The sequence below is a fragment of the Moritella yayanosii genome (assembly GCF_900465055.1).
Classification (GTDB): Bacteria; Pseudomonadota; Gammaproteobacteria; order Enterobacterales; family Moritellaceae; genus Moritella; species Moritella yayanosii.
The window spans coordinates 4,157,291-4,181,301 of the sequence record NZ_LS483250.1 but is presented as its reverse complement, the minus strand read 5'-3'; the positions used below and the strand labels follow the sequence as shown (position 1 = coordinate 4,181,301).

The window sequence follows — 24,011 nt, the reverse complement described above, 5'->3', positions numbered from 1 at the left end:
TCACCATGTTAGGGCGTTTACCCTAAATACTCCCCTTATCGGTGCATAATAACGTACATAACGCCGTTTAACGGCTGGTATCATAATTGCTTAATGTCTAATGGTTAACATTTAATAATAACTCGTTACTAAAGAGATAATTAAGGCAGGTATTATGACTTCACAATCAATGTTACTCGTCAGTGGCTCGGCAATTTTATTCACATTAATATGCTTGTGCTATTTACTGTTTACGCTACAGAGTCAACAGCGCTGCCGTAAACAATTACAAATGGATGGTCTGGTAAAATTGAATTCCATTCGAAAATTATTCACTCGTGTTCAACAACATCGAGGTCTATCAAATGGGGTATTACACGGCGATAAAAACCTAAAACCACGACTAAAAGGACTGACCGATTCTATCGAGACAATCCAGCAAGACATCAGCGATAACTACCCTGATTTATTGGACAATGAGCGTTGGCAAGCCATATTAGACCATTGGCAGCGTTTGGCTGTTGACTGCATCAATCTCCATGTGCGTAATAATCTCGAACAACATAATAAGCTCGTGCTAAATTTGCTCTATCTGATCAATGATATTGCGTTTGACACTAAACTACATCAACTCAACAATACTAATAGTGAGTCAATTCAATTTTTATGGCAGGAATTATTGTTTACCGCAGAAAGCATCGCCCAAATACGTGCGCTTGGCACAGGTATCGCGGCAGCAAAAAAATGTACACAAGCAGAACGTATACGCCTTAATTATCTTTGCCAGTCGTTAGCACAAAGTATTAACATTCAAAAAAACCAAGATTACTTGCCTAAAATTGCCCATTTACTTAAAGTTATCGACAACGAAATTATCATCACCAAACCAACCATCAAAGCCGATCTATTTTTTAATATCGCCACAGAATCAATTGACATGATATTAGCCAGTTTTGACAAGCAGCTGAATATTGTGGAATACAATTTACACACATCGACAATCGACAATAACCAAGCTAAGCAACATTGCCACAAAAAAAACCACGTTAACTAATGTGACAACGACAAAAAAAACCCAAGTCAGTGCTAATTAACACTGCCTTAGGGCTTTCAGTTAAACGATGACTCAAGCTTGAGCCAACAAACGGCTAATTTATTTAGCGTGTTTGTCCGCTAGGTATAACCAAGTGCTTAATACTGTATCAGGATTTAGCGATATGCTGTCAATACCTTGCTCAACTAACCAAGCAGCAAAGTCGTCGTGATCCGATGGTCCTTGACCACAAATACCCACGTATTTACCCGCTTTCTTAGCCGCTTTAATTGCCATTGACAGCAATACTTTCACTGCTTCATTACGTTCATCAAACAAATGAGAGATGATACCAGAGTCGCGATCTAGGCCTAATGTTAATTGGGTTAAATCATTTGAACCAATCGAGAAACCATCGAAGTACTGTAGGAACTTATCAGCCAATAATGCATTTGAAGGTAGTTCACACATCATGATAACGCGTAAACCGTTCTCACCACGTTTCAGGTCATGCTCTGCGAGTAAATCAATCACTGATGCCGCTTCGCTTAATGTACGCACGAATGGGATCATGATTTCAACATTGGTTAGACCCATGTCGTTACGCACGCGTTTAATTGCTTCTGTTTCTAGCGCGAAACAATCACGGAAGTCTTCAGAGATATAACGAGATGCGCCACGGAAACCTAACATTGGGTTTTCTTCTTCCGGTTCAAAGAATTCGCCGCCCACTAAGTTAGCGTATTCGTTAGACTTAAAGTCAGACATACGCACAATTACTTTTTTCGGGTAGAACGCTGCAGCCAGCGTGGATATACCTTCTTGTAACTTAGCAATGTAGAATTCAACAGGGGATGCATAACCTGCGATCATCTCATTGATTTCAGCTTGTAGCTCTGGCGATTGCTTATCAAAGTTAAGCAGTGCTTTCGGGTGAATACCGATCATACGGTTGATGATGAACTCAAGACGCGCTAGACCAACACCTTCGTTTGGTAATGCCGCGAAATCAAATGCACGATCAGGGTTACCCACGTTCATCATTATTTTTACCGGAATCTCCGGTAAGTTAGTCACTACTGATGAAGTTTCACGGAATGGTAAGATACCTTCGTAGATAAAACCAGTGTCACCTTCAGCACAAGATACTGTTAGCTCTTGACCGTTTTTAATCAGGTCTGTTGCGTTACCACAACCCACAACTGCTGGAATACCCATTTCACGTGCAATGATTGCAGCATGACAGGTACGGCCACCACGGTTAGTTACAATTGCAGAAGCACGTTTCATGATAGGTTCCCAATCTGGATCTGTCATGTCAGTAACTAATACGTCGCCTTCTTTCACTTCATCCATTTGAGAAATTGATGAAATGACTTTCGCGGGACCGGCACCAATCTTACCACCAATTGCACGACCTTCTGTAACTACGGCTGATTTAGCGTCTAAGTGAAAACGCACCATGACTTGCTTATCTTCACGGCTACGTACTGTTTCTGGACGGGCTTGAACGATATAAATTTTGCCATCAATCGCATCTTTAGCCCATTCAATATCCATCGCATGGCCATAATGTTTTTCGATGATCACTGCTTGTTTTGCTAGTTCCATTACTTCTTCGTCGGTAATAGAGAACTGACGAGACTTGCTTGCTTCAACATCAACGATTTGTACTTGCTTACCATGGCCTTCTTCAGCAGAGTAAATCATTTGGATCAGCTTGCTACCAATATTACGACGTACTACAGCAGGCTTGCCTTTTGCGAGTGTTGGTTTGTGTACATAGAATTCATCAGGGTTAACGGCGCCCTGTACAACCATTTCACCAAGACCATATGAAGACGTAATAAATACCACATCTTCAAAGCCAGATTCAGTATCAATAGAGAACATCACACCAGATGATGCTTCATCACTACGCACCATGCGTTGAATACCCGCAGATAATGCCACGCCACGGTGGTCATAACCAGAATGCACGCGGTAAGAGATAGCACGGTCGTTAAAGAGTGATGCGAATACGTGTTTAATTGCAACAATGATGTTGTCATAACCACGTACGTTTAAGAATGTTTCTTGCTGACCCGCGAATGATGCATCCGGCATATCTTCAGCGGTTGCCGAAGAACGTACTGCAAATGATGCTTGCTCGCCTGCTTCACCAGCCAGTACTTCATAGCTTTGGGCAATAGCGGCTTCTAATTCAGGTTGGAAAGGTGTATCGATGATCCATTGGCGAATAGTCGCGCCAACTTTTGTCAACGCTGCGATGTCATCAACATTGAGATCGTCTAGTAGTGCATAAATTTTATCGTTTACGCCACTTTGCTCTAAAAACTGATTAAACGCATCAGCGGTAGTCGCGTAACCACCAGGAACTTGCACGCCTGCGCCAGCTAAGTTACTGATCATCTCACCTAGAGATGCGTTTTTGCCGCCAACTCGTTCTACGTCGTTCATTCCAAGTTTTTCGTACCCAATTACGTACTCTATCACGGCAGTTCTCCAGATTTAATCTATCTCAAAAATGATTTTAAGTGTGGGCGATATTCGATATTGCTCACATATTGTCAATGCAAAATAATCATCTTGCTTTCCTTAGTGTTTTTAATCATACACAGCTATTAATTTCAATGTAAGATACTTACTTATAAAATTTCATCTGTTTATGAAAAGGATAGAGTCAATGCAAACTGTTTTTTATGTCTCTGATGGCACCGCGATCACCGCTGAAGTCTTTGGTCACGCGCTTCTAAGCCAATTTCCAATCGAATTTGATCAGCATACTTATCCCTTTATTGAGACCGAAGAAAAAGCAAAATACGTTACTCAAAAAATCAACGAACACGTAGCGAAAACAGGACAGAAGCCACTCGTGTTTCATTCGATAGTTTCATCTGAAATAAGGACAATAATCGAATCAAATGAAGGCTATTCACACGATTTTTTGAGTACATTTGTGGCTCCACTTTCTAAGCAATTAAATATCAAAGCAGAGCCCAAATCACACCGTACTCACAGCCTTAAAATTGATACTTATGATGCCCGTATTGAGGCGGTGAATTATGCCCTCGCCAACGATGACGGTATTAGCTGTAAAGATTACGACGATGCAGACTTAATCTTAGTCGGTGTATCACGCAGTGGCAAAACACCAACCAGTTTATACCTCGCCTTGCAGTTTGGGATCAAGACCGCCAACTACCCATTTATTGCCGATGACATGGATGAGTTAACACTGCCAAAAGAATTAAAACGTAATAAGCATAAAATATTTGGTCTCACCATTGATGTGCAACGTCTGCAGGGCATCCGTAGTGAACGCCTTGCTAACAGCACTTATGCGTCATTACGTCAATGTAAGTTAGAGATTGCGGAAGTTGAATACTTATACCGTAGAGAAAAAATCCCTTTCATCAACAGCACGTCATTTTCGGTTGAAGAGATCGCCACCAAGATCTTGGATAAGAAAGGCTTAAAACGTCGCATTTTTTAACGTTAACTTATTAATAACGAATCGATTAGCGTTAATCGATTCGTGAATTTAATATACTACTATGCAGATATATTAAACTAGGCCTGTATTGCTTGCTGTAACTCTAATTGTAACAAGCGCCATACCGATAAATTACTCACTGACAGATCATAATAAATCGCGTCATCATCACTTTTATCTGCCTGCGTTAAAATAGCCTTCACAGGCACGACTCCCATCACTGAATTAGTAATAAAAACTTCATCCGCAGCCTGCACATCAGCAACAGTGTAATCCCCTGAATTCAAAGTTAATCCCAGACTATTCAACAAGTTTGAAATGTGTATTTTCATCACCCCTTCAACACCACTGCGTTTAGTGCTCGGCGTATAGACTTTACCGGCTGTCACCCAAAATACATTAGCAACAGCGGTTTCGATAACATAACCGTCTGTCGAACACACCAATCCATCAGCCATATTATGGGCATCAAGTTCTTGCTTGATCATCACCTGATCCAATCGGTTTAAGGTTTTTAATCCCGCCAATGCTGGATTAACGGTTTGCTGATAGTCACAAAGCATTAATTCAATGCCCGACTTAGCCCATTCACTGTAAGTGGGTGGTATCAGACGGTGTTGTAAATACCAATTGGCACTTGAGCAGCCCGTAGTACCATAAGCATAACTGTAACCTCGACCGCCCTCGCCGCGGGTGATCGTGACTTTTAACACGCCTTCCTGTAACGCTAATGCCTGCTGTTTGATTGCTGTAACCAGCTCATCCCATTGACTAAACTCGATGGCTAATACCGCACACGCTTGTTGTAAGCGTGCTAGGTGTAAATCCAATAGCAAGGCTTGTCCAGCTGCCATTTTGATCGTGGTAAAGTGCCCATCACCAAAATTAAATCCACGATCGGCAATTGCAACATTTTGACTAGGTGAGCCGTTAATCATCATATTTTCTGCATCCAAGTTACAGTATCTCATTAAGGTTTAAGCACTGATAGTATGTTCGCTCTGGCTTAGCTGGCAATTAATTTCGATAACAGGGCTGGAATTGCTGGGAAATATCAGAGAAAATACCCGTTACCCCCCAATTATATAATTGGTTAGCGCGTGCCAAGCTATTAACTGTCCACACGTTAACGCTATAACCGGCATCGGTCATGGCTTTGACTTGCTGTTCGGTCAAACCTTTGTCATGGGGGTGAATAAAATCGGCACCAACATATTGCATCGAGGTTAGCCAATCATTAGGCAAAGGGGATTTAAACAAACACCCTAAGCTTATTTCTGGCGCACGCCGTTTCACTTCAGCTAATAACAAATGATTACGACTCGAGATCAGCAACTGCTGCCCTCCTTGCCAGTGATGATTAATGTCGCGAATGATGCCGTCAATGAGTCGATCAGTAACGGCTTTATCATTGCCTGATTTAATTTCTAAATTCAGGTTCATACCCGTCTCATTGGTGAACAATATTAATTCCACCAGCGTCGGAATACGTTCACCAACAAAATCCTGTGCAAACCATGCGCCGGCATCAATATGGTCCAGATCCGTGACTATTTTATCGCGTAATAAACCACTGTGATCACTACAGCGCTCGAGTGTGGCATCGTGACAAATAACCACAGTGCCATCACCGAGCATATCCGCATCCGCTTCAATCCAAGGTACATTATGGTATTCGGCTAATTGAAATGCCGCCAAGGTATTTTCCGGTGCAATGGATGACGCACCACGATGCCCAATCACCATTTTACCGGCCTTTTCACTGGCGGATGGATGAAACTGAAATGTATTCGCTGTTATTTCAGAAATGTTATTTGTCATAAGGAAACCCTATTTAATTTGACGAGTAATGACACACGTTGCTGTACAGTGGGCATAAAGCTTGCCTTCTGCATCTCGAATATCACCTTCCGAGATAGCAACTGTTTTTGATACATTTAATACCTTACCTTTAGCGTGTAATACGGTATTTTTAGGAATAGGACGCACCATTTTTACATTCAAATCGATCGTACCGTAACTCTCACCAGCAACCAGTGTCGTGTGTGTCGCGCAACCCGTAACCGAATCAAGTACCGTGGCCGCAAAACCACCGTGTACACCACCCATCGGGTTTAAATGACGATCATCGGCCTGCACACTAAAATGAACCTGCCCTTCACTTACATCGACACATTGCATTGGCATGGTGTCGCAAATCGACGGATGAGGAAATATCCCTTCAGCCATTGCTTGTAATATCTCTAGTCCACTCATTATTGCTGGGTTTAATTGCTGACTCATGCTCTTTCCTTCTTCTATTTAACTATCGATGAACTATGTATTTAACTGCTGTATTACAACAACAATCTCACAAAACTACCGTGATTTGGTAACCATTACCAATAATGTTACACCCGAAGCTTGTCAATTAACAATGGCGCAACAATAAATCAGTCTGATCACCAAATATCACTTCCAACAATCCCATATATACGTTACTTTTATTACAGGAAGATAAACAATATACATATTTACAGCGTTGGAGCCGGGATGTACTCAATAGAAAAATCTCATAAGTTAGATAACGTATGTTACGACATACGTGGACCAGTATTAAAAGAAGCGAATCGCTTAGAAGAAGAAGGTCACCGAGTAATCAAATTAAACATCGGGAATCCCGCCCCATTTGGTTTTGAAGCCCCAGAAGAAATTGTAAAAGACGTTATTCACAACCTCCCTTCGAGCCAAGGTTATTGTGACTCAAAAGGGTTATATTCGGCACGCAAAGCCGTGATGCAACATTACCAGCAGAAAGGGCTGTTAAACATCTCGATTGACAATATTTATCTGGGTAATGGCGTTTCAGAATTAATTATGATGTCGATGCAGGCATTACTCAATAACGGTGATGAGATCTTAGTTCCGTCACCAGATTATCCATTATGGACAGCGGCAATTACCCTCTCTGGTGGTAAAGCGACGCACTATATTTGTGATGAAGAATCGGATTGGTATCCTGATCTGGATGACATTAAAGCCAAGATCACACCGAATACCAAAGGTATTGTATTAATCAATCCGAACAACCCTACGGGTGCGGTATATAATAAAGAATTTTTGCTAGAAGTGATTGAAGTTGCTCGCCAACACAATCTGATCATTTTTTCTGATGAGATCTATGACAAGATCCTATATGACGGTGTTGAACATGTGCCTATGTGCACACTGGCACAAGATATTCTAATTGTTACCTTCAATGGTTTGTCTAAAGCATACCGTATTGCTGGTTTCCGCTCTGGTTGGTTAGTACTGAGTGGGGCAACGCATCTTGCTAAGGATTATATCGCCGGGTTGGAAATGCTCGCCTCCATGCGCCTGTGCTCGAATGTACCGATGCAACATGCGATACAAACAGCACTGGGTGGTTATCAAAGTATTAATGAATTGATTTTACCGGGCGGTCGTTTACTCGAACAACGTGATTTAGCTTGGAAGATGTTAAATGATATTCCGGGTATCACTTGTGTGAAACCAAAAGGTGCGCTGTATCTGTTCCCTAAAATTGATATTGAAATGTTCAATATCAAAGACGATCAGAAATTTGCATTAGATCTGTTGCAACAAGAAAAGCTATTGATTGTACAAGGCACTGGTTTTAACTGGAGCCGCCCTGATCACTTCCGCGTGGTATTCTTACCGCGTGTTGAAGAGCTGACGATTGCGATTAATAAACTCGCTAACTTCTTATCAACTTACCGTCAGGATTAGTTTGTAAGTGAGTTTTAGATATTAGAAAGGCGTCGTAATGACGCCTTTTTTTGTTTTTATTGACACCTTATTAAGTGGCTAAATATTGTGGACAAAAGTGGCGCGATTCGAATAGTCCACTATATCTAATATTTTTAAATATCCGGTTATTTTTTTAATTTAACCGCGGTGCCAAAAACCATAATTTCAGATGAGCCATCCATAATTGCACTTGTCGTAAAACGGATCCCGACAACAGCATCCGCTCCTTTTTCATTCGCATTTTCAATTAGACGTTTAACCGCTATGTCCCTAGCCTCAGTTAACATTTCTGTATAACCGCGTATTTCACCACCGATAATACTTTTTAAGCTCGCCATGATGTCACGTCCAATATGCTTTGCTTGAACGACATTACCAGTAACAACACCGACTATCTCTTCGATTTCTCTGCCGGGAATTGATTCTGTAGTTGAATAGATCATAAAATTTCCTTGAATAAACAGTTTAAACAATAAATAGTTGGGACAATAATTTCGGCACTAGGTTGCCATAATCTTTATTTCGCCATCAACAGGGCTTTGTATACACACCAGTACCTTCAATGAGTACATCGCTATACTCTGATTTTTTTGCGACTCGGGGATATTTTAATATGATATATCGACCGATATCATAACCAACAAGGGATGATTTTAGGCGTACAGGCAGTGGGTTATTTATTTGCAGATCAAGCATTTTACCTGGTCCTAACTCAAATAATTGTAACTTTGTCTCAGCACTGGCTTCGAGCATCTTGTTAACGTCCTTGTACAACGGTCAAATATAATCTACCAAATAATATAACTAACATTTTTAAAACCTACAATATTTGAGTTTAATTAATGAGTTATGTGATGATACACTACATTTCTTCACGCCAGTCAATAACAACAATTGAATGAATTATAAGAGCAAATGCCAATCTGACATTAAAATTAATTCTGTAAAAATACGATTGCATGACAATACAACCTCAACTTAGAAATAAAAGACTAACACAGTAGAACAGTATCGTTTCAGATCTAAACGCCAACCCATGCTACAGTAATGAAACCGATGACTTACTTGCACTTAGCCTGTATTGTCATTCGATGCCTTTCATATTTGGAGATCTTATGAGCCATTTTTTTGCCCACCTTGCCCGTATGAAGTTAATTTACCGTTGGCCGCTGATGCGTAACGTCACCCATGAAAATATAGCCGAACACAGTTTACAGGTTGCTATGGTTGCCCACGGACTTGCGATGATCGGTAATACTTATTACGGTAAAAGCTATGATCCTGACAAAGCTGCGTCGATGGCACTGTTTCACGATACCACCGAAGTGCTCACAGGCGACTTACCTACCCCAGTGAAGTATTACAACAAAGCCATTATTCGTGAATATAACAAGATTGAATTGGCGGCTGAGAAGACCTTATTGGATATGCTGCCAGCAGAATTACGTGACGCGTATAAGCCATTATTATCGACACCCGACCTTGATCCTGTCTATAAAACCTTAGTCAAAGATGCGGATATTCTCTGTGCGCATATGAAGTGTATTGAAGAAGAAAGTTGCGGCAATCATGAATTTGCGAAAGCTAAAATACGCTGTCAAACCGCGCTAGACGAGCGCATGACTGATGAGATCCGTTATTTCATCGATGTATTCTTGCCGAGTATTGGTCAGCCGTTTGATGATATGGATTAATACCACTTGGTTTGCAGTGGGCAATTAGAACTAACTGCCCTACTATCATTCATGCTACTGCTATTAATTAATTAATTGTTAATTACTAATAATGGGCGTCCAATTAAACTCGGCGTTATAACTTGAGCAATCAAACAGATCCGCATTAGCGTTGACAAGGTAGACTTGTTTCTTCGCTGAGCTTGGATAATCAAGGTATGACGAACACGTGGCACTTTGGCCAGTACCTATCACCACTTTCGCGCCAGCTTTTAGACTACACAGAGTCATTTTATCTAACGGTGACCATTGATAACATATTTGATAATCACTGCGATATTGCGCGATTTGGCCACGGGGACTCTTTAATGCCCACCACTCACCAAATTCACTGGCAGGGTTGCTAGCATTCCAACCACGAAATAACATAACTTGGGTGTTCTGTTTGGCAACATAAACCTGACCCTGACAAAGTTTGCCTTCATTGGCGTCACCGATAGATTGCGCCAACAATTCTGGATCTGATACTGCAGTAAATTTACGACTCAACTCGACGGGTAACTCCATATCACCGGCACATTCTGCGGCGGAGATTGCCGTTGCTGTTGGCATTAATAATACTGGGACTTCTGCATCCGCCGGATCAATGACTGGTATGGGATCTTTTTTTTCTAATAAAACACAGCCAGAACAACTTAAAATAAGTATGCCGGTTATCGTATTTTTCAACATAAACTCTCCTTAGTCTCATGTCGTATTATGGGTCTACATTATGAACAGTTAAAATTATTAAAACAGGAAGTGTGAACCCTGCCCATCTTTGAGTAAATTAGCTAGTGATACAACACCTTGCTGGAAGCGTTGCTCGTCATCTATCGCCATTAATGATAAACGGATATGGTTACTTTTATCACTCTGTTGCGAGAAATAACCACCGCTACTCACCAATAATTGCTGGTTTTTCGCTTCCATCACAAAATGCTCTTGTCGCCAATGCGCCGGTAATGCCACCCAAATATGGTAACTTGTCGGTTGACTCGAGCAAGCTAAGAACCCAAGTTGCTCGGTCACAAACTGTTGTCGTTGCGCCGCCAATAATTTTTGTTGATGCGCCATCGCAAAGGCTTCACCAGAGTTAATTAATTGTGTTGCCACAGCAAAGTTTAGCGGTGACGCCAACCAAATAGAAGTACGGATACATGCGCCAATTTTACGTATTTCGCTTTTAGGTGCTTTAATAAATGCACAACGTAACGCCGGGCTAATCGCCTTCGACAAACTGGTAATATGAAAGCTTTTTTCCGGTATATAATTGGTAATAGCAGGGATCGTCACTGGGTTCAAGAAGCCGTAAATGTCATCTTCTAATAACCAAATATCGCCAGCTGCAATCACCTTGGCAATTGCTTCTCTGCGCGCTTGCGGCATAGTCACGCCCGTCGGATTTTGATGTGACGGCACAATCACCACTACTTTCGGCTTATCGTTAAGAATAGTATCTTTAAGTGCAATCGGGCACATGCCTTCACTATCCATCGCGACGTCAACAATACGGCGACCCAATAAATTAGCAATAGAGAGAATGCCAGGGTACGTAAATGCTTCGACAGCAATGCAATCACCGGGATTAGTATAGGTCTGGATCAATATTTCCAGCGCATTCTGCGCGCCACTGGCGAGTAATATGTCGTTAGGGTCTAAAACCGACAAACCAAATTCCGCCGCCCACTTCACACCTGCTTCTCGGTGGGATAAATGCCCGCTATGTTCGATATAGCCTAATAACTCACTCGGCAACGCCGCATAGGTTTGTTGAAAAGCCGCCTGCAAGGGTAAGACATTATATTTTAAGCAAGGCTGTAAAATCGAAAAGTTATAATCAGTATCACCCTTTGATGCTTGGATCACAGTTTCCAATTCAGAATTACCACAGACAAACGTGCCTCGCCCAACAAAGGATTCAACTTTATGTTTCTCTGCCAATAATTTATAGGCCTTAGACACCGTTGTCGGCGTAGTCTCAAGCTCATCAGCGAGCACCCGATGTGGCGGTAATTTAGTATTCGGTTGATACACACCAGTATTAATTCTAGTTTCAATGGTTTCGGCTATTTGTCGAAACTTAATATCACTCATTAACTTGCCTCTAGTGAACACTGCAAAAACATAATCTTGATTGCCCTTAGTTTACCTCGCTGAAATAAAACATACAGCGCTAGATCCATTACATTTACCTATTTGTACAATTATATTTGTTAATTAATTGTACAAAACAATTGACTTATCACGAGGTAATGCAATAAGTTATAAATACAAATTGACATATGTCATTGGTAAGTTGGAGTATAGATATGAATTCTTTAAGCATTGCGTTTGTTGGTCTTGGGGTGATGGGCTACCCAATGGCGGGTTATTTAAAACGTGCAGGATATAAAACAACGGTATTCAATCGTACCACCGAAAAAGCCATGAAATGGGTAAATGACTATCAAGGGGAATTGGCTACGTCCCCTAAAGAAGCGGCAGAAAACGCAGATATCGTGTTCATTTGTGTTGGTAACGATGACGATGTACGCAGCGTGGTATACGGTGAATCAGGCGTATTGGCCAGCCTCAAACCGGGCGCGATCTTAGTCGATCACACCACCACATCAGCGCAGCTTGCCATCGAGTTAGCCGCAGCATGTGCAAACCATGATGTTGAATTTATGGATGCGCCCGTTTCAGGTGGGCAAGCAGGTGCCGAAAATGGCACGTTAACCGTCATGTGTGGCGGTAACACGGAGACTTTCACAACACTTCAACCTGTGCTTAACGCTTATGCAAAACAGTCCACGTTACTCGGCAATCACGGTCAGGGACAACGTTGTAAAATGGTAAATCAAATATGTATTGCTGGGGTTTTACAAGGTTTAAGTGAAGCATTAACGTTAGCGGAAAAGGCATCATTAGATGTAGCACAAGTAGTAGAAACGCTTAAGCATGGCGCAGCGGGATCATGGCAGATGGAAAACCGTGCAGAAACGATGGCAAACGATCAGTTTGATTTTGGCTTTGCGATCAACCTAATGAGGAAAGATCTAGGGATCTGCTTAGACGAAGCTGAACGCTATCAACTGCAATTACCTTTAACGAGTCAAGTCGATAGTGATTACGAGATATTACAGCAACACGGACTGGGGAATATGGACACATCAATTCTCATCAAAGCTAACGCGCTAAAATCAGTCTAAAGATAACAACGTAGGAGAATATTAAAATGGAAATTTTTGGTGCAGATATCACGCTATGGATACTACTGGCGTTAATGGCATCCGCTTTTGCGGCGGGCTTTATTGATAGTGTCGCAGGCGGAGGCGGCTTAATACTGGTGCCTTCCTTCATCTTAGCGGGGTTACCGCCACAGGTCGCGTTGGGGCAAGAAAAGATAGTCAGTACACTCGGCACGATTGCAGCGATACGCAATTTTGTCAAAAACAAGAAGGTGATTTGGACTGCAGTGGCATCCGGGATCCCCGCTGGATTAATTGGTGCCTACATAGGTGCTGAATCGATCCTCTACTTTGATCCTGATACTGTCGGTAAGATAATCCTTGGCATGTTGCCCATCGGTGTTCGTGATTGGTTTTTATGATGGTTTCTTTGGTCCTGGTACCGGCAGTTTCTTGATCTTAGTGCTGCATTACTTGTTGAAATTTGATTTAGTGTCAGCATCGGCAACCTCTAAGCTATTCAACTTTTCGTCAAATATCGGCGCGTTAATTGCGTTTATGCTGGCAGGTAAATTACTTTACATGCTAGCCCTGCCTTGTGCGTAAAACATTATCCGTGTCCTTGATGTTACTGATGGCCTCATTAGGTTATAAGTTTCTTCTGATATAGCTGTTTTCAACTATAATAATAAGGTTGTCTACTGACGTTATTATCACGGCATTGTGCTGTAAGGTGGTTACCATGTTAAGGCATTACTATATCGTCGACTCTCAGGATGAACTGGAGATAATCGAACATGAATTGCAATCCTATGGCATAGCTAAAGACCATATTCATACCTTAACCAATGATAATAAATCCTTAGGTCATCATCATTTATACGAAGTGGATAACTCACTGAAGAAAGGCTTAATTAAGAGTGGTGATATCGGGGCTGCCATTGGTATTGTGTTCGCTGTCACCATCTTGTTACTGACTTATTTTCAAGGCTGGTATAATGGCCCTCTGGGTGGCATGCCGCTTATTATGTTCGCCTTGGTAGTGCTGGTTTTTTGCACTTGGGAAGGTGATCACATGGGTATTCAGCTACCCAATATTAATAGCCAAGCATTCAAACAATCCCTCGAAAATGGCAAGACCATATTATTTATCGACATCGAACAACAACAAGAATTAACCATTAATAAAATGATGGTATCCCACCCCGCTTTAAAACCAGAGGGAATGACCACAACAACACCTGAATGGCTGATTCGACAGCAAAGAAAATTACAAGGTTTACTGAAGTAGTGGCAAGAGATTGTTATACTTTCTGCCCACAGCACTATAACGGTCTCATCTTTAATGCCACACACTGCCGCATTCTTCAGTCAGCAACTTACCTTCAGCTCGCATAGCGACTTTCCAGTCAGTGCCGATGTCGGTATTGATATTTACTTGTTTAACAGTAACAACATTGCTAGCGAACAGATCACCGAGCTGGCAGCGCAGTATTTACACCCACAAGAACAGGTCATATTTGCGAAACGTAAACAGCCACAAGCAAAGCAAGAATACCTCACAAGTCGCGTTATCATTAAGACCTATGCGAGCCAATGTTTAGGCTATAATTTTGATTCACTGGCGGTGCTGTTCGATGATAAGGATACTTGCTTAAAGGTATATCAGCATGGTGAGGTTATCGCACTGCACAGTTGTATTTCTCACTCACATGGCCAAGTGCTGGTTGCCCTCGTACCGGTAAAGCATGCAGCGACGCAAGCATTAACAATAAAACCACTGCAACTGGGTGTGGATTTAGAATGGATCTCGACCAAGCGTTCGCTCGAAAAAATCGCCAAGCATTACTATCATAGTGACGAATTACACGCCTGTATGGGCCAAGTTGAGGCAGTTGCCGAAGAGATGGGCAAAGCGGTGCACGCCAAGGCGTTGTATCGCATATGGACGTTAAAAGAAGCGCTAGCCAAAGCCATTAAACAACCTATCGCCAAATTACTGCGGGATAACGTCTTTGAGCATTGCCAGCAATTGCATGTACACTCAGGTTGTTATGAAGCGGTCGAGCAAGCGTTTGATATCAGTATCATCAGCAACCTTGAAGTCACTGACAATACGTCGATTAATACTGGTAGCAATACTCACGTCGGTACCGATATTAAGGTATTAACGGCGCTCTTTAATCACGATTTACGTAGCGTTAAATAAATAAAATACAAACTCGCGACAAACCACAGACCGCCCCACATAAAGGTCGCACCGCCCATTTCATTGGCTAACATACGCGCATCAGATAAGGACCCGCTATGCATGATGGTATCTTGCCAAATATCGATAGGGACATAAATCATGCTGGCACTGGCAAACACTAATAACACGGTTTGCTTGATACCCGCACTAGCGTACTTTAATAACACCATGATCACCAAGGCGATGACGGCCGCAAAACCTATGGTATACAAGGTGCCACCAAAAAACACGGCCACGAGTAACATGGTGATAGCCAATAACGCTAAGCTAATATCGGTGGTTTTACGACGACTGCTGGCCGCATAAAATAACAAGCCAAACAGTAACGAGCCCAAATAGCCGGCACTAAGAATAATAAACCGCGAGCCACCCGCCGAGATAACATGGCCACTTTGATAGGCCGAGACCACAAACTCCACCACCTTACCACCGGTTAACCAAGTCGCCAGCGCATGGCTAAGCTCATGCAAAAATACCACTAAGATTTTGAGCGGCGCAATTAACGTGCTTTGCCACATAAAAGCGAGAACCGTAAACACCAATATAAATAGAATTCGCCTATCTCTCGCTTGCATGATTAATTCCCTAGGTAACAGATGCCACTGCCGCCTATGCCGCAATAGCCTTGTGGATTTTTAGCAAGGTACTGCTGGTGATCCGCCTCGGCATAATAAAATGGTGCCGCCAAGTCGATTTCGGTGGTAATGGTGTCATCACTGCCGCCATCCACTAATGCTTGCTGATAATGCACAGCAGAAGCTTTTGCTTCAGATAATTGTTGCGCAGAAGTGCAGTACAACGCAGAACGGTATTGAGTGCCCTGATCAGCCCCCTGTCGCATACCTTGTGTTGATTGATGGTTTTCCCAAAACAGGATAAGGAGTTCTGCATAGCTAATGACTTCCGGATCGAAAACCACTAACACAGACTCGGTATGGCCAGTTTGGCCCGAGCACACTTGTTGATAATGCGGATGCACAGTATAACCACCTTGATAACCGACCGCGGTTGTCACGACGCCCGGTACCGACCAAAATAATCGTTCAGCGCCCCAGAAGCAGCCCATCGCGAAATAACAGACTTGATGTTGGGCTACAAAAGGCGGCACCATATTCGTGGCTGACACATAATGTAACGCATCAACTGGGATTGCCGTTGGGTTATCAGGCAACGCATCCGATTTGCTAACCATGGTTGACTTATTTTTTGCAAAAAACATCGTGAACTCCAGCGTTAATGACTCAAAAGACCTTCGTTACTTAAACATGTTATCGCCGACTTGGTCGATGAATAACTTACATTTTTGTAACGTGATTTGTTCCGCTTGCGGCTTGCTCATGCAAACATCAGAACGAATAAATTCGTGCTTTAAATTATCCGCTTCTTCGTCGCCTACAACAGGCTTTTCAATTAAACCCGCGACACGGTATTGACCCTCCTCTTCCTTCGGCATCACAAAGATAAGATAGCCATTGTAATCGATTGGTTCAACAGTCGGTGTATTGTCGACAGGTTTAGTATCCGAGTCCATAGAAGTAGAAAAAAATCGTTTTAAAAATCCGAACATAATATCACGGCCAATTTAATTATTTGATAGTTAACCAGAGTATAATCAGCAAGCTAGAACAGAGCAATAAGTATCATTAAGAATGAAACTAATTTACATGCTATCGGGATAGCAATCAGTGTCTGATCGTTAAAAACGACAAAGGCTTGTTACCGAAGCAGTAACAAACCTTTGTTATCATCATTAAGCGTGACGAATCGCGATATTATAGAATACGTTTGAGTAACATATCCAAGCGCGTAGTTTTAATACGGCGCATAAATTTCTGCACGGGTGCTGGATAGTCCGCTATACTTTCTAAATCAGAAAGGTGTTTAATACGACGGGTGTTTTTCAGCACATGCTCTTGCTCTGCTTGCAGGGTCTCTTTTAATAACTGCTTAGTATCATGAATTAGAATACCATTCTCGAGATCTAAACCCCATGCGCGTGGATTTAAGTTATTACCCGTTAATAGGTGATACTTATAATCACAACACAACCCTTTAAGGTGGAAGCTGTTACCTTCGTCGGTCCATAAACGCACATTAAGCAGGCCTTTGTCGATATAAGGCTGGCAAGTTTTGACAAACTTATACAGGTAAGTTTCATAAATATAAGGCAGTGCTGATATCACCTTAAACGGTTCTGACGGTGGTATGTAGAAATCGTTTGCGGTTTTATCCCCGATCACCAAGGTTACTTTCACATTACGTTTTAACAGGCGCTTAATATCTTTTGATATTGATAACGGCAAATTAAAATACGGGGTAAAAATAGTAATTTCGCTTTCTACTGCACGTAATAAGTTAGTGATGGTTTGATTTAACTTGTTGCCATGACGACCAAAACCAGAAATAGGCGTGATGCCGACTTCGTTACTTTCTGGGGTGGTATTAATATAGTGATATTGTGCACTGCGTAACGTTTTTTTGAACTGACGAATATCTTGCTTCAAGGCTTTACTTGACGGGATCACATCTTCATCAAGTCGGATCACCGCGCTCTGGCTCACAAAGTAATCTTCTAAATACGCGGTCATTGAATCTGCTAACGCCGGGTTGTACAACACATGATAACGATCACAACGATATTTATCCGCTTGATGTAGATAGATGTCATTAATACTCGCGCCACTGTAAAGCACATTATCATCAAAGATAAAGCCTTTCAGATGCAAGACCCCCAGCACTTCTTTGCCTTTCACTGGTACGCCTAAGATAGTTACTTTATCACCTAATCTTTGACGCATATCTCTATAAAGTTTGGCATTACCACCATGATTTTTCTGACCAATAAGTCCTCGCTGCGCACGATGAAAATCAACGAACACTTTAATCACTAACCCAGGGTTATGTACCCGAGCCAGGTACAGCGCATTCAGTATTTCTTTACCTGCATCATCATCTTGAAGATATAAAGTCGAAAGATAAATGCGTTTCGAAGATGAAGCAATTAAGTCTAATATTTTCGCTTTAAAATCACGCGCTGAAAATAAAACATCAATATGCCCTGCCGACATCGGCAGTTGCTTTAAGTTGGTAATCGTAGATTGATAAAACTCTAATGATTTCATATATTGTTTCAAGCTGATTTATAAAATTTAATCGATAATTATCACTGATTCCAATCTTGATTGCTATTTATCTCTGCAATTATTCGAACTCGGTGCTGAAAATTTACATTTCTTAACAGAAGTCATACTGATAATGTTACATTCGTCATCAATAGTTAATGCCTATCAATTATTATTAAATAAACAATTTCATTTTATTTCAGAAAAACATACTATGTACACATTAAGAGTGAACTCACTTACTAGCAACGGGTACTTATCATTAAAGTACACATAGCGTGCTAACCAATTTATCTTACCCGGAGTATTTATATTATGTTTACAGTTATCTTTGGTCGTCCTGGTTGCCCTTACTGTGTACGTGCGAAACAAATTGCAGAAACATTAAAAGCTGACAATGAAGATTTTGATTTCAACTACATCGATATGCTTGCCGAAGGTATCAGTAAAGCTGATCTAGAAAAATCAGCGGGCGTACCAGTGAATACAGTGCCACAAATCTTTATCGATGAAAAACACCTTGGTGGTTGTACTGAATTTGAACAGTTCGCTAAAGAAAACTTGGGTCTCTATGCATAAGGCTTAACTATGTCTTTATTAACTAAGATCCGTTGTGCATTTACCTTAGGGCAAGGCGTATTAGTCAACTTGCCCGATCTTGATCCCAGTGTTGACCCATTTGAGCAGTTCCAACGCTGGTTCAAAGCGGCACAAGACTGCGGCATCGTCTTACCTGAATCTATGACAGTGTCTACTGTCGATGCCAATGGTCACCCTTCTTGCCGAGTGGTACTACTGAAAGAATTGACTAAAGAAGGCTTTGTTTTCTTTACCAATTATGACAGCCGAAAAGGTCAAGAGCTAGCTCAAAACCCCTGTGTTGCGTTAACATTCCATTGGAACATTTTACAACGTCAGGTACGTATTCAAGGTGTGGTCGAAAAGATCTCAGCTGAAGAGTCTAATGCTTATTTCCAATCTCGTGGACGAGGTAGCCGAATCGGCGCTTGGGCATCAGAGCAAAGTACAGTGATCACTTCTCGCAAGATCTTAGAACAACAAGTAAAACAGTTCACCGCTAAATTTGCGAATAAAGAAGTGCCATTACCTGAGTTTTGGGGCGGCTATGTGGTAAAACCAACCAGTATCGAATTCTGGCAAGGTAAAGCAGATCGCTTACATGATCGCTTTAGTTATGTAAAAGAAGGCGATAATTGGCGCGTTGATCGCCTCGCGCCCTAGTTTCATATTCGTGGCGTATTATTTATATCTAAGCATATGTACAATATAGAGAATAGCAGGTTAATCCTTCTGCCTGCTACTCTATCTCTAAGCATGCGAGTTATCTAAGCGCTGCGTTTTATAACCAATCCAATTTCTCAAACATATCCGCGACACGGTTTAGCTCAGCATCCAAACTAACCGCGTGGTCATCGGCGTCACCCTCCCAGCCTAAATTCGTTAAAAACTGATTAATAAAACCTTTATTATCAAATAACCCATGTAAATAACACCCGTAGACATTACCTTGTTGCCAGCCTAAATCTGTCTCAATAAAACTTTTGCAAGTAGTCATTTGCGCGTCACTTTTCAAGCTCATCTTGGTGTGACCGTGATGAATTTCATAACCTGATAGTTTAAAACCCTGCCAGTCAATTTCACGTTGTCGTGTGGTTTTAGTCTGGGCATGTGCAGTGATGATAGGCAGCAGTCCTAAACCTTGTTCATCGCCACCTTCGATATGATGTGGATCAAGAATATGTTCGCCCAATAATTGCATGCCACCACAAATACCTAAAATTGGCTGACCTCGTTGTGCAGCCTTGCTGATTTCATTAGCGAGTCCAGACTCACGCAGATGTAATAAACTCGCAGCCGTATTTTTACTGCCCGGTAATATAATGGCATCAAAATCAACCAATGACTGACCATCACGCAGCGGTACCACATTGACGTTATCTTGATGAATAAGGTTATCAAACTCGTCCATGTTCGCTGCGTACGGGTAAGCAATTAAGGCAATATTGATCAACCCACGTTTATAAGCGGCACGATGATGCAGAGTATCTTCTTCAGGTAACCGATGCGGAAAGTAATGAATATTAGCGACAGTCGGCACGCCGGTTTTTTCTTCTAGCCAATCCATCGCATTACCGAGTAACAGTGGATCACCACGGAATTTATTTAATACAAAACCTTTGATCAGTTGCTGTTCTTCTTTGGCAAGGCACATAAAGGTGCCGAGTAGATGTGCAAATGCGCCCCCCTTATCAATATCAGCAACCAAATAGACATCCGCATTACAGATCAGCGCAACACTCATATTAACGATATCGCTCGGACGTAAATTCACTTCAGCTGGACTACCTGCGCCCTCAATAATTATTTGTTGGTATTCTTGTTGTAAATCTGCGAGCGCTTTTTCAACGTGCGTAAACAAATAAGCTTTACGCTCCATCCACGGTATCTCACTCAACTCCGGCGCTGGTTTACCATTCAAAATCAGTTGACTTTTGGTATCTGCACTTGGTTTTAATAATACTGGGTTCATCCGTACATCTGGAGTGACTTTGGCGGCAATGGCTTGTAAGTATTGGGCACGACCAATCTCTTCACCTTTGGCGGTAACCGCAGCATTATTACTCATGTTCTGGGCTTTAAATGGCGCGACATTAACACCGCGATTAGCAAACATGCGGCATAAACCCGCGACAACGAAACTTTTACCGGCGTCGCTAGTACACCCCATGATCATGATTGGCTTGGTCATTTTATATCTATCTGATTGCAGCTGAATATCAGCAGTGTAACGGTTAGCCTCGCGGGGGTAAACAAGGAGATAAGGTTATTGGAAAGACAGATCAGATAATTTTAAATAACCCCAACGTTTGCCTTTTTTATATACTTCGATTTTAGCGAGTTGATAATCCAGTTTTGGAATAAACCAGAAATAAGAAATGCGGTTCTTCTTGGTTACTTGTTTGAGTTTAACGGCTTGCATGTCACCAAATATGGTATTGATCGATTCTTCGGTTAGATATTCAAACTCAATGGCTTCGACTTTATCTTCAAATACCCATTGGTAATTGAACGCTTGTTTACCTAATTTAAGATCATTTTGCAACAAAATAGTCATCGCACCAATATCCATCACATGCGATTGCAGCCTTAATTTCACCTGATTGTCATCATAATCCATCACAATATCGCCCTGCTCATCAAAGATACCAGATGACACTGAACTAAAGCCGATAACCGTTGTTTCATGCTTATAACGCTGCGCAGTTAGCAACCCATTTTGTAACTTAAACCAAGAGTTATTTTCATAGCTGCCCGAACCCAGTAATACCGATGCTGTACTGGTTAATTTATATTCAAAATTATTTAAACGGCGCAATGAACGTTCACAATGTCCAAATTTCACATCTTTGTAATACATCGAGTATTGCGCTTGAAAAGGGTATAACTCAGCCTGTACTGCAGATGCGGTCATGGCATAAGTTCCTATACTGAATATGATAGTGGAACAAACGTTCATCAAAGCGACTCCCTTCAGAAATAGCTCGCACAAGCGGGATGCGAGCTATAGTGATTTTAACCTATAAAACCATGACTATATTGATCTATAAATACGCGAGCAGCTAAATACTATTTTTTAGTGATTTTATAATCGCGTAACTTGTTGGCAATAGCAGTATGCGATACGCCTAGGCGCTTGGCTAATTGCCGTGTACTTGGATAAGACGGGTATAAACGCTGTAATAATAATTTTTCAAAACGTTTACAGGCTTCATCCAATGACCCATCAAACAAGGCTTCATCATAAGTTTCAGTCGTTGTTGCTGATAAGCTCAAGTCACACGGATTTAATACATCCCCTTCTAACAAGGACAGCGCATGATATAACACATTACGCAATTCACGTACGTTACCAGGCCAAGGATAAGATTGTAATAACTCTAATACATTACGACTTAACTGAGGTTTGGTACGTTGTAATTCATGACTAAATACACTGCAGAACGAATGGCAAAGCGGAATAATATCTTCTTTACGATCACGTAGCGCCGGCACAGTCATCGATAAAACATTTAAACGATAATATAAATCTTGGCGGAATTTACCTTCACGGATCAACTTAGCCAGATCATTTTGAGTGGTACAAATAATACGTACATCAACCCGTACTTCTTGCTCATCGCCTACGCGTCGGAAGCAACCGGTTTCCAATAAACGTAAAAATTTGGTTTGCAAGTACGGTGACATATCACCGATTTCATCCAACAGTACTGAACCTTCATTGGCGAGTTCAAAAATGCCACGCTTAGTTTCGCCGTCATCAGTAACCACACCAAACAATTCAGATTCTGCGACAGCATCAGGTACCGCGGCACAGTTGAGTGCTAAAAATTGATGTTGTGATCGCCCACTTGCTTGGTGACAGGCTTTAGCTATCAGTTCTTTACCCGCACCAGTCTCACCTAAAATCATTAACGGCGCATCGAGTATGGCAAACTTTTTCGCGATATTGATTAACTTATTCATTTTTTCGCTTTTGGCGAGAATCTCATCAAATGCCGCAAATTGGAAAGTACGTAAGAAATTAAACTGTTTACCAATACGGTCAACCGATTTAAGAATGATCACTGCGCCAACGAGTTCGTGTGGTTTTACGCTAACGGCGGCTTTGGATAACGTCACTTGATTAACATCACAGCTAATACTAAGGGGTAGAATATCACCAAAAAAATCTTCATCTAGTAAGGTGAGTTTTTGTGTTTGCGCGCAGATTCCCTCTGATTCTAGCCACTTAGTAATTGAAAACCCTTTGACAAAATTGCTGATACAATGCCCTTTCACTTGCGATTCCAAAAGTCCAAGCGCAGTCAATGCGGGTGAATTAACCAACGACACTAAGCCTTTTACATCAACCGAAAATACAATATCAGGTAAGTTAGTCATCAAGGTTTGTATTTCTTGATGCTCAAGTTCAGAAGGTAAATAGCTGACTGTTTTAACATCACACACGCCGCTAATTCGGCGAAGATTCGCCATCAACGTCTGCAAGTCAGAAAACTCTAGATTCGGTGATTTAATAAATATCCGGTCAGGTTGTTGGATCTCAATCGCCGATAAATTAATATCTCGTGCTAAAAAACAATCAAGGATCTCGCGACTAATACCCACTCTATCTTCACAAACTAATTCCAAACGCATTACTGTACCACCATAAAATATTATGCGCCTATAATAGCATGTAAACGGCAGTATCAACGCCACTAAAAATGTATCAGACCATATTATGACAAGCTAAATAGATGCTACTATCGCCTGATAATATTACTAAATAATCCCCCCTCGCAGTAAAACAGGCTGATATGAATCGTTTTTGTCTCATATATCAATAAATTTAACTATTATGGTATAAAATACGTAGATTAGCTTGGTTGAACATTGTCTTAATGATAAATTAA

26 protein-coding genes are annotated in these 24,011 nt (G+C 41.5%); 11 read left to right on the top strand and 15 right to left on the bottom strand.

Going from position 1 to position 24,011, the window contains the following annotated elements:
• Positions 1-154: 154 nt before the first annotated feature.
• Entirely contained in the window at positions 155-1,033 is an 879-nt protein-coding gene (locus MORIYA_RS19525; protein ID WP_112717951.1) for a nitrate- and nitrite sensing domain-containing protein, read from the top strand.
• 99 nt (positions 1,034-1,132) lie between these two features.
• Here MORIYA_RS19525 and ppsA read toward each other — a convergent pair whose 3' ends face one another.
• Positions 1,133-3,508 carry a phosphoenolpyruvate synthase gene (ppsA, locus tag MORIYA_RS19520; protein ID WP_112717949.1) on the bottom strand — a complete coding sequence of 792 codons (2,376 nt, stop codon included), beginning with the start codon at positions 3,506-3,508 and terminating at the stop codon, positions 1,133-1,135.
• A 190-nt stretch (positions 3,509-3,698) separates the two neighbouring features.
• Between ppsA and ppsR the strand changes: the two genes are divergently transcribed.
• Complete coding sequence (gene ppsR / locus MORIYA_RS19515) at positions 3,699-4,508, top strand: posphoenolpyruvate synthetase regulatory kinase/phosphorylase PpsR (RefSeq protein WP_112717947.1); 810 nt, start codon at positions 3,699-3,701, stop codon at positions 4,506-4,508.
• Between the two features lie 77 nt (positions 4,509-4,585).
• Here ppsR and pabC read toward each other — a convergent pair whose 3' ends face one another.
• The 3 genes from pabC to MORIYA_RS19500 all read right to left on the bottom strand — a co-directional run bounded on the left by pabC (position 4,586) and on the right by MORIYA_RS19500 (position 6,791).
• Entirely contained in the window at positions 4,586-5,449 is an 864-nt protein-coding gene (gene pabC, locus MORIYA_RS19510) for an aminodeoxychorismate lyase (protein WP_112717945.1), read from the bottom strand.
• Positions 5,450-5,525: 76 nt separating this feature from the next.
• The gene (locus tag MORIYA_RS19505) at positions 5,526-6,329 is read right to left on the bottom strand and encodes a glycerophosphoryl diester phosphodiesterase (protein WP_112717943.1); all 804 of its coding nucleotides are present in this window, start codon (positions 6,327-6,329) and stop codon (positions 5,526-5,528) included.
• A 9-nt stretch (positions 6,330-6,338) separates the two neighbouring features.
• The gene (locus MORIYA_RS19500; RefSeq protein ID WP_112717941.1) at positions 6,339-6,791 is read right to left on the bottom strand and encodes a PaaI family thioesterase; all 453 of its coding nucleotides are present in this window, start codon (positions 6,789-6,791) and stop codon (positions 6,339-6,341) included.
• Positions 6,792-7,040: 249 nt separating this feature from the next.
• Here MORIYA_RS19500 and MORIYA_RS19495 point away from each other — a divergent pair, with 249 nt between their 5' ends.
• Positions 7,041-8,258 (top strand): pyridoxal phosphate-dependent aminotransferase, encoded by a 1,218-nt coding sequence (locus tag MORIYA_RS19495; protein ID WP_112717939.1) that lies wholly within the window; start codon positions 7,041-7,043, stop codon positions 8,256-8,258.
• 146 nt (positions 8,259-8,404) lie between these two features.
• On the opposite strand, the gene MORIYA_RS19490 is transcribed toward MORIYA_RS19495, so the two are convergent.
• The gene (locus MORIYA_RS19490; RefSeq protein WP_112717937.1) at positions 8,405-8,722 is read right to left on the bottom strand and encodes a heavy metal-binding domain-containing protein; all 318 of its coding nucleotides are present in this window, start codon (positions 8,720-8,722) and stop codon (positions 8,405-8,407) included.
• A gap of 85 nt (positions 8,723-8,807) precedes the next feature.
• Entirely contained in the window at positions 8,808-9,032 is a 225-nt protein-coding gene (locus MORIYA_RS19485) for a flagellar brake protein (RefSeq protein ID WP_232011684.1), read from the bottom strand.
• A gap of 362 nt (positions 9,033-9,394) precedes the next feature.
• Between MORIYA_RS19485 and yfbR the strand changes: the two genes are divergently transcribed.
• Positions 9,395-9,973 carry a 5'-deoxynucleotidase gene (gene yfbR / locus MORIYA_RS19480; RefSeq protein WP_112717935.1) on the top strand — a complete coding sequence of 193 codons (579 nt, stop codon included), beginning with the start codon at positions 9,395-9,397 and terminating at the stop codon, positions 9,971-9,973.
• A 78-nt stretch (positions 9,974-10,051) separates the two neighbouring features.
• On the opposite strand, the gene MORIYA_RS19475 is transcribed toward yfbR, so the two are convergent.
• Entirely contained in the window at positions 10,052-10,684 is a 633-nt protein-coding gene (locus MORIYA_RS19475) for a hypothetical protein (RefSeq protein WP_112717933.1), read from the bottom strand.
• A gap of 57 nt (positions 10,685-10,741) precedes the next feature.
• Entirely contained in the window at positions 10,742-12,088 is a 1,347-nt protein-coding gene (locus MORIYA_RS19470; protein ID WP_112717931.1) for an aminotransferase-like domain-containing protein, read from the bottom strand.
• 215 nt (positions 12,089-12,303) lie between these two features.
• Here MORIYA_RS19470 and MORIYA_RS19465 point away from each other — a divergent pair, with 215 nt between their 5' ends.
• The 5 genes from MORIYA_RS19465 (at position 12,304) to MORIYA_RS19450 (ending at position 15,373) form a co-directional block, all read left to right on the top strand.
• Positions 12,304-13,185 carry an NAD(P)-dependent oxidoreductase gene (locus MORIYA_RS19465; protein ID WP_112717929.1) on the top strand — a complete coding sequence of 294 codons (882 nt, stop codon included), beginning with the start codon at positions 12,304-12,306 and terminating at the stop codon, positions 13,183-13,185.
• Between the two features lie 26 nt (positions 13,186-13,211).
• Positions 13,212-13,586, top strand: a complete 375-nt coding sequence (locus tag MORIYA_RS21650) for a sulfite exporter TauE/SafE family protein (protein WP_269461251.1) — start codon at positions 13,212-13,214, stop codon at positions 13,584-13,586.
• Positions 13,570-13,770 (top strand): TSUP family transporter, encoded by a 201-nt coding sequence (locus tag MORIYA_RS21645; RefSeq protein ID WP_269461250.1) that lies wholly within the window; start codon positions 13,570-13,572, stop codon positions 13,768-13,770. Before MORIYA_RS21650 ends, MORIYA_RS21645 begins: the two co-directional genes overlap by 17 nt.
• A 136-nt stretch (positions 13,771-13,906) precedes the next feature.
• A complete protein-coding gene (locus MORIYA_RS19455) occupies positions 13,907-14,455 on the top strand; it encodes a hypothetical protein (protein ID WP_112717927.1) in 549 nt (182 codons plus the stop codon).
• 54 nt (positions 14,456-14,509) lie between these two features.
• Positions 14,510-15,373, top strand: a complete 864-nt coding sequence (locus MORIYA_RS19450; RefSeq protein ID WP_112717925.1) for a 4'-phosphopantetheinyl transferase family protein — start codon at positions 14,510-14,512, stop codon at positions 15,371-15,373.
• On the opposite strand, the gene MORIYA_RS19445 is transcribed toward MORIYA_RS19450, so the two are convergent.
• From MORIYA_RS19445 to pssA, 4 genes are all read right to left on the bottom strand, one after another.
• Positions 15,349-15,990, bottom strand: a complete 642-nt coding sequence (locus MORIYA_RS19445; protein ID WP_112717923.1) for a M50 family metallopeptidase — start codon at positions 15,988-15,990, stop codon at positions 15,349-15,351. The two genes, MORIYA_RS19450 and MORIYA_RS19445, sit on opposite strands and share 25 nt — an antisense overlap.
• A gap of 2 nt (positions 15,991-15,992) precedes the next feature.
• Positions 15,993-16,634: a peptide-methionine (S)-S-oxide reductase MsrA gene (msrA, locus tag MORIYA_RS19440; RefSeq protein WP_112717921.1), complete on the bottom strand. Its 642-nt coding sequence runs from the start codon at positions 16,632-16,634 to the stop codon at positions 15,993-15,995.
• Between the two features lie 36 nt (positions 16,635-16,670).
• A complete protein-coding gene (locus tag MORIYA_RS19435) occupies positions 16,671-16,982 on the bottom strand; it encodes an HlyU family transcriptional regulator (protein WP_112717919.1) in 312 nt (103 codons plus the stop codon).
• 205 nt (positions 16,983-17,187) lie between these two features.
• Positions 17,188-18,537, bottom strand: a complete 1,350-nt coding sequence (gene pssA, locus MORIYA_RS19430) for a CDP-diacylglycerol--serine O-phosphatidyltransferase (protein ID WP_112717917.1) — start codon at positions 18,535-18,537, stop codon at positions 17,188-17,190.
• A gap of 315 nt (positions 18,538-18,852) precedes the next feature.
• On the opposite strand from pssA, the gene MORIYA_RS19425 reads away from it, so the two are divergent.
• Positions 18,853-19,116, top strand: a complete 264-nt coding sequence (locus MORIYA_RS19425; protein ID WP_112717915.1) for a GrxA family glutaredoxin — start codon at positions 18,853-18,855, stop codon at positions 19,114-19,116.
• Between the two features lie 9 nt (positions 19,117-19,125).
• Positions 19,126-19,779, top strand: coding sequence for a pyridoxamine 5'-phosphate oxidase (pdxH, locus tag MORIYA_RS19420; RefSeq protein WP_112717913.1), 654 nt, complete (start codon positions 19,126-19,128; stop codon positions 19,777-19,779).
• Positions 19,780-19,897: 118 nt separating this feature from the next.
• Here the strand turns inward: pdxH and MORIYA_RS19415 are convergent, their stop codons facing one another.
• From MORIYA_RS19415 to tyrR, 3 genes are all read right to left on the bottom strand, one after another.
• Complete coding sequence (locus tag MORIYA_RS19415; protein ID WP_112717911.1) at positions 19,898-21,307, bottom strand: cobyric acid synthase; 1,410 nt, start codon at positions 21,305-21,307, stop codon at positions 19,898-19,900.
• Between the two features lie 75 nt (positions 21,308-21,382).
• Positions 21,383-22,030, bottom strand: coding sequence for a DUF3108 domain-containing protein (locus tag MORIYA_RS19410; RefSeq protein WP_112717910.1), 648 nt, complete (start codon positions 22,028-22,030; stop codon positions 21,383-21,385).
• Between the two features lie 155 nt (positions 22,031-22,185).
• Positions 22,186-23,754 carry a transcriptional regulator TyrR gene (gene tyrR / locus MORIYA_RS19405; RefSeq protein WP_112717908.1) on the bottom strand — a complete coding sequence of 523 codons (1,569 nt, stop codon included), beginning with the start codon at positions 23,752-23,754 and terminating at the stop codon, positions 22,186-22,188.
• Between the last annotated feature and the right edge of the window lie 257 nt (positions 23,755-24,011).

What these genes read in the sequence shown, in the direction of transcription:
- MORIYA_RS19525 (WP_112717951.1), top strand. Translation starts at nt 155, where the DNA reads ATGACTTCACAATCAATGTTACTCGTCAGTGGCTCGGCAATTTTATTC.
- ppsR (WP_112717947.1), top strand. Translation starts at nt 3,699, where the DNA reads ATGCAAACTGTTTTTTATGTCTCTGATGGCACCGCGATCACCGCTGAA.
- pabC (WP_112717945.1), bottom strand. Translation starts at nt 5,449, where the DNA reads ATGATGATTAACGGCTCACCTAGTCAAAATGTTGCAATTGCCGATCGT.
- MORIYA_RS19505 (WP_112717943.1), bottom strand. Translation starts at nt 6,329, where the DNA reads ATGACAAATAACATTTCTGAAATAACAGCGAATACATTTCAGTTTCAT.
- MORIYA_RS19500 (WP_112717941.1), bottom strand. Translation starts at nt 6,791, where the DNA reads ATGAGTCAGCAATTAAACCCAGCAATAATGAGTGGACTAGAGATATTA.
- MORIYA_RS19495 (WP_112717939.1), top strand. Translation starts at nt 7,041, where the DNA reads ATGTACTCAATAGAAAAATCTCATAAGTTAGATAACGTATGTTACGAC.
- MORIYA_RS19490 (WP_112717937.1), bottom strand. Translation starts at nt 8,722, where the DNA reads ATGATCTATTCAACTACAGAATCAATTCCCGGCAGAGAAATCGAAGAG.
- MORIYA_RS19485 (WP_232011684.1), bottom strand. Translation starts at nt 9,032, where the DNA reads ATGCTCGAAGCCAGTGCTGAGACAAAGTTACAATTATTTGAGTTAGGA.
- yfbR (WP_112717935.1), top strand. Translation starts at nt 9,395, where the DNA reads ATGAGCCATTTTTTTGCCCACCTTGCCCGTATGAAGTTAATTTACCGT.
- MORIYA_RS19475 (WP_112717933.1), bottom strand. Translation starts at nt 10,684, where the DNA reads ATGTTGAAAAATACGATAACCGGCATACTTATTTTAAGTTGTTCTGGC.
- MORIYA_RS19470 (WP_112717931.1), bottom strand. Translation starts at nt 12,088, where the DNA reads ATGAGTGATATTAAGTTTCGACAAATAGCCGAAACCATTGAAACTAGA.
- MORIYA_RS19465 (WP_112717929.1), top strand. Translation starts at nt 12,304, where the DNA reads ATGAATTCTTTAAGCATTGCGTTTGTTGGTCTTGGGGTGATGGGCTAC.
- MORIYA_RS21650 (WP_269461251.1), top strand. Translation starts at nt 13,212, where the DNA reads ATGGAAATTTTTGGTGCAGATATCACGCTATGGATACTACTGGCGTTA.
- MORIYA_RS19455 (WP_112717927.1), top strand. Translation starts at nt 13,907, where the DNA reads ATGTTAAGGCATTACTATATCGTCGACTCTCAGGATGAACTGGAGATA.
- MORIYA_RS19450 (WP_112717925.1), top strand. Translation starts at nt 14,510, where the DNA reads ATGCCACACACTGCCGCATTCTTCAGTCAGCAACTTACCTTCAGCTCG.
- MORIYA_RS19445 (WP_112717923.1), bottom strand. Translation starts at nt 15,990, where the DNA reads ATGCAAGCGAGAGATAGGCGAATTCTATTTATATTGGTGTTTACGGTT.
- msrA (WP_112717921.1), bottom strand. Translation starts at nt 16,634, where the DNA reads ATGTTTTTTGCAAAAAATAAGTCAACCATGGTTAGCAAATCGGATGCG.
- MORIYA_RS19435 (WP_112717919.1), bottom strand. Translation starts at nt 16,982, where the DNA reads ATGTTCGGATTTTTAAAACGATTTTTTTCTACTTCTATGGACTCGGAT.
- pssA (WP_112717917.1), bottom strand. Translation starts at nt 18,537, where the DNA reads ATGAAATCATTAGAGTTTTATCAATCTACGATTACCAACTTAAAGCAA.
- MORIYA_RS19425 (WP_112717915.1), top strand. Translation starts at nt 18,853, where the DNA reads ATGTTTACAGTTATCTTTGGTCGTCCTGGTTGCCCTTACTGTGTACGT.
- pdxH (WP_112717913.1), top strand. Translation starts at nt 19,126, where the DNA reads ATGTCTTTATTAACTAAGATCCGTTGTGCATTTACCTTAGGGCAAGGC.
- MORIYA_RS19415 (WP_112717911.1), bottom strand. Translation starts at nt 21,307, where the DNA reads ATGACCAAGCCAATCATGATCATGGGGTGTACTAGCGACGCCGGTAAA.
- MORIYA_RS19410 (WP_112717910.1), bottom strand. Translation starts at nt 22,030, where the DNA reads ATGACCGCATCTGCAGTACAGGCTGAGTTATACCCTTTTCAAGCGCAA.
- tyrR (WP_112717908.1), bottom strand. Translation starts at nt 23,754, where the DNA reads ATGCGTTTGGAATTAGTTTGTGAAGATAGAGTGGGTATTAGTCGCGAG.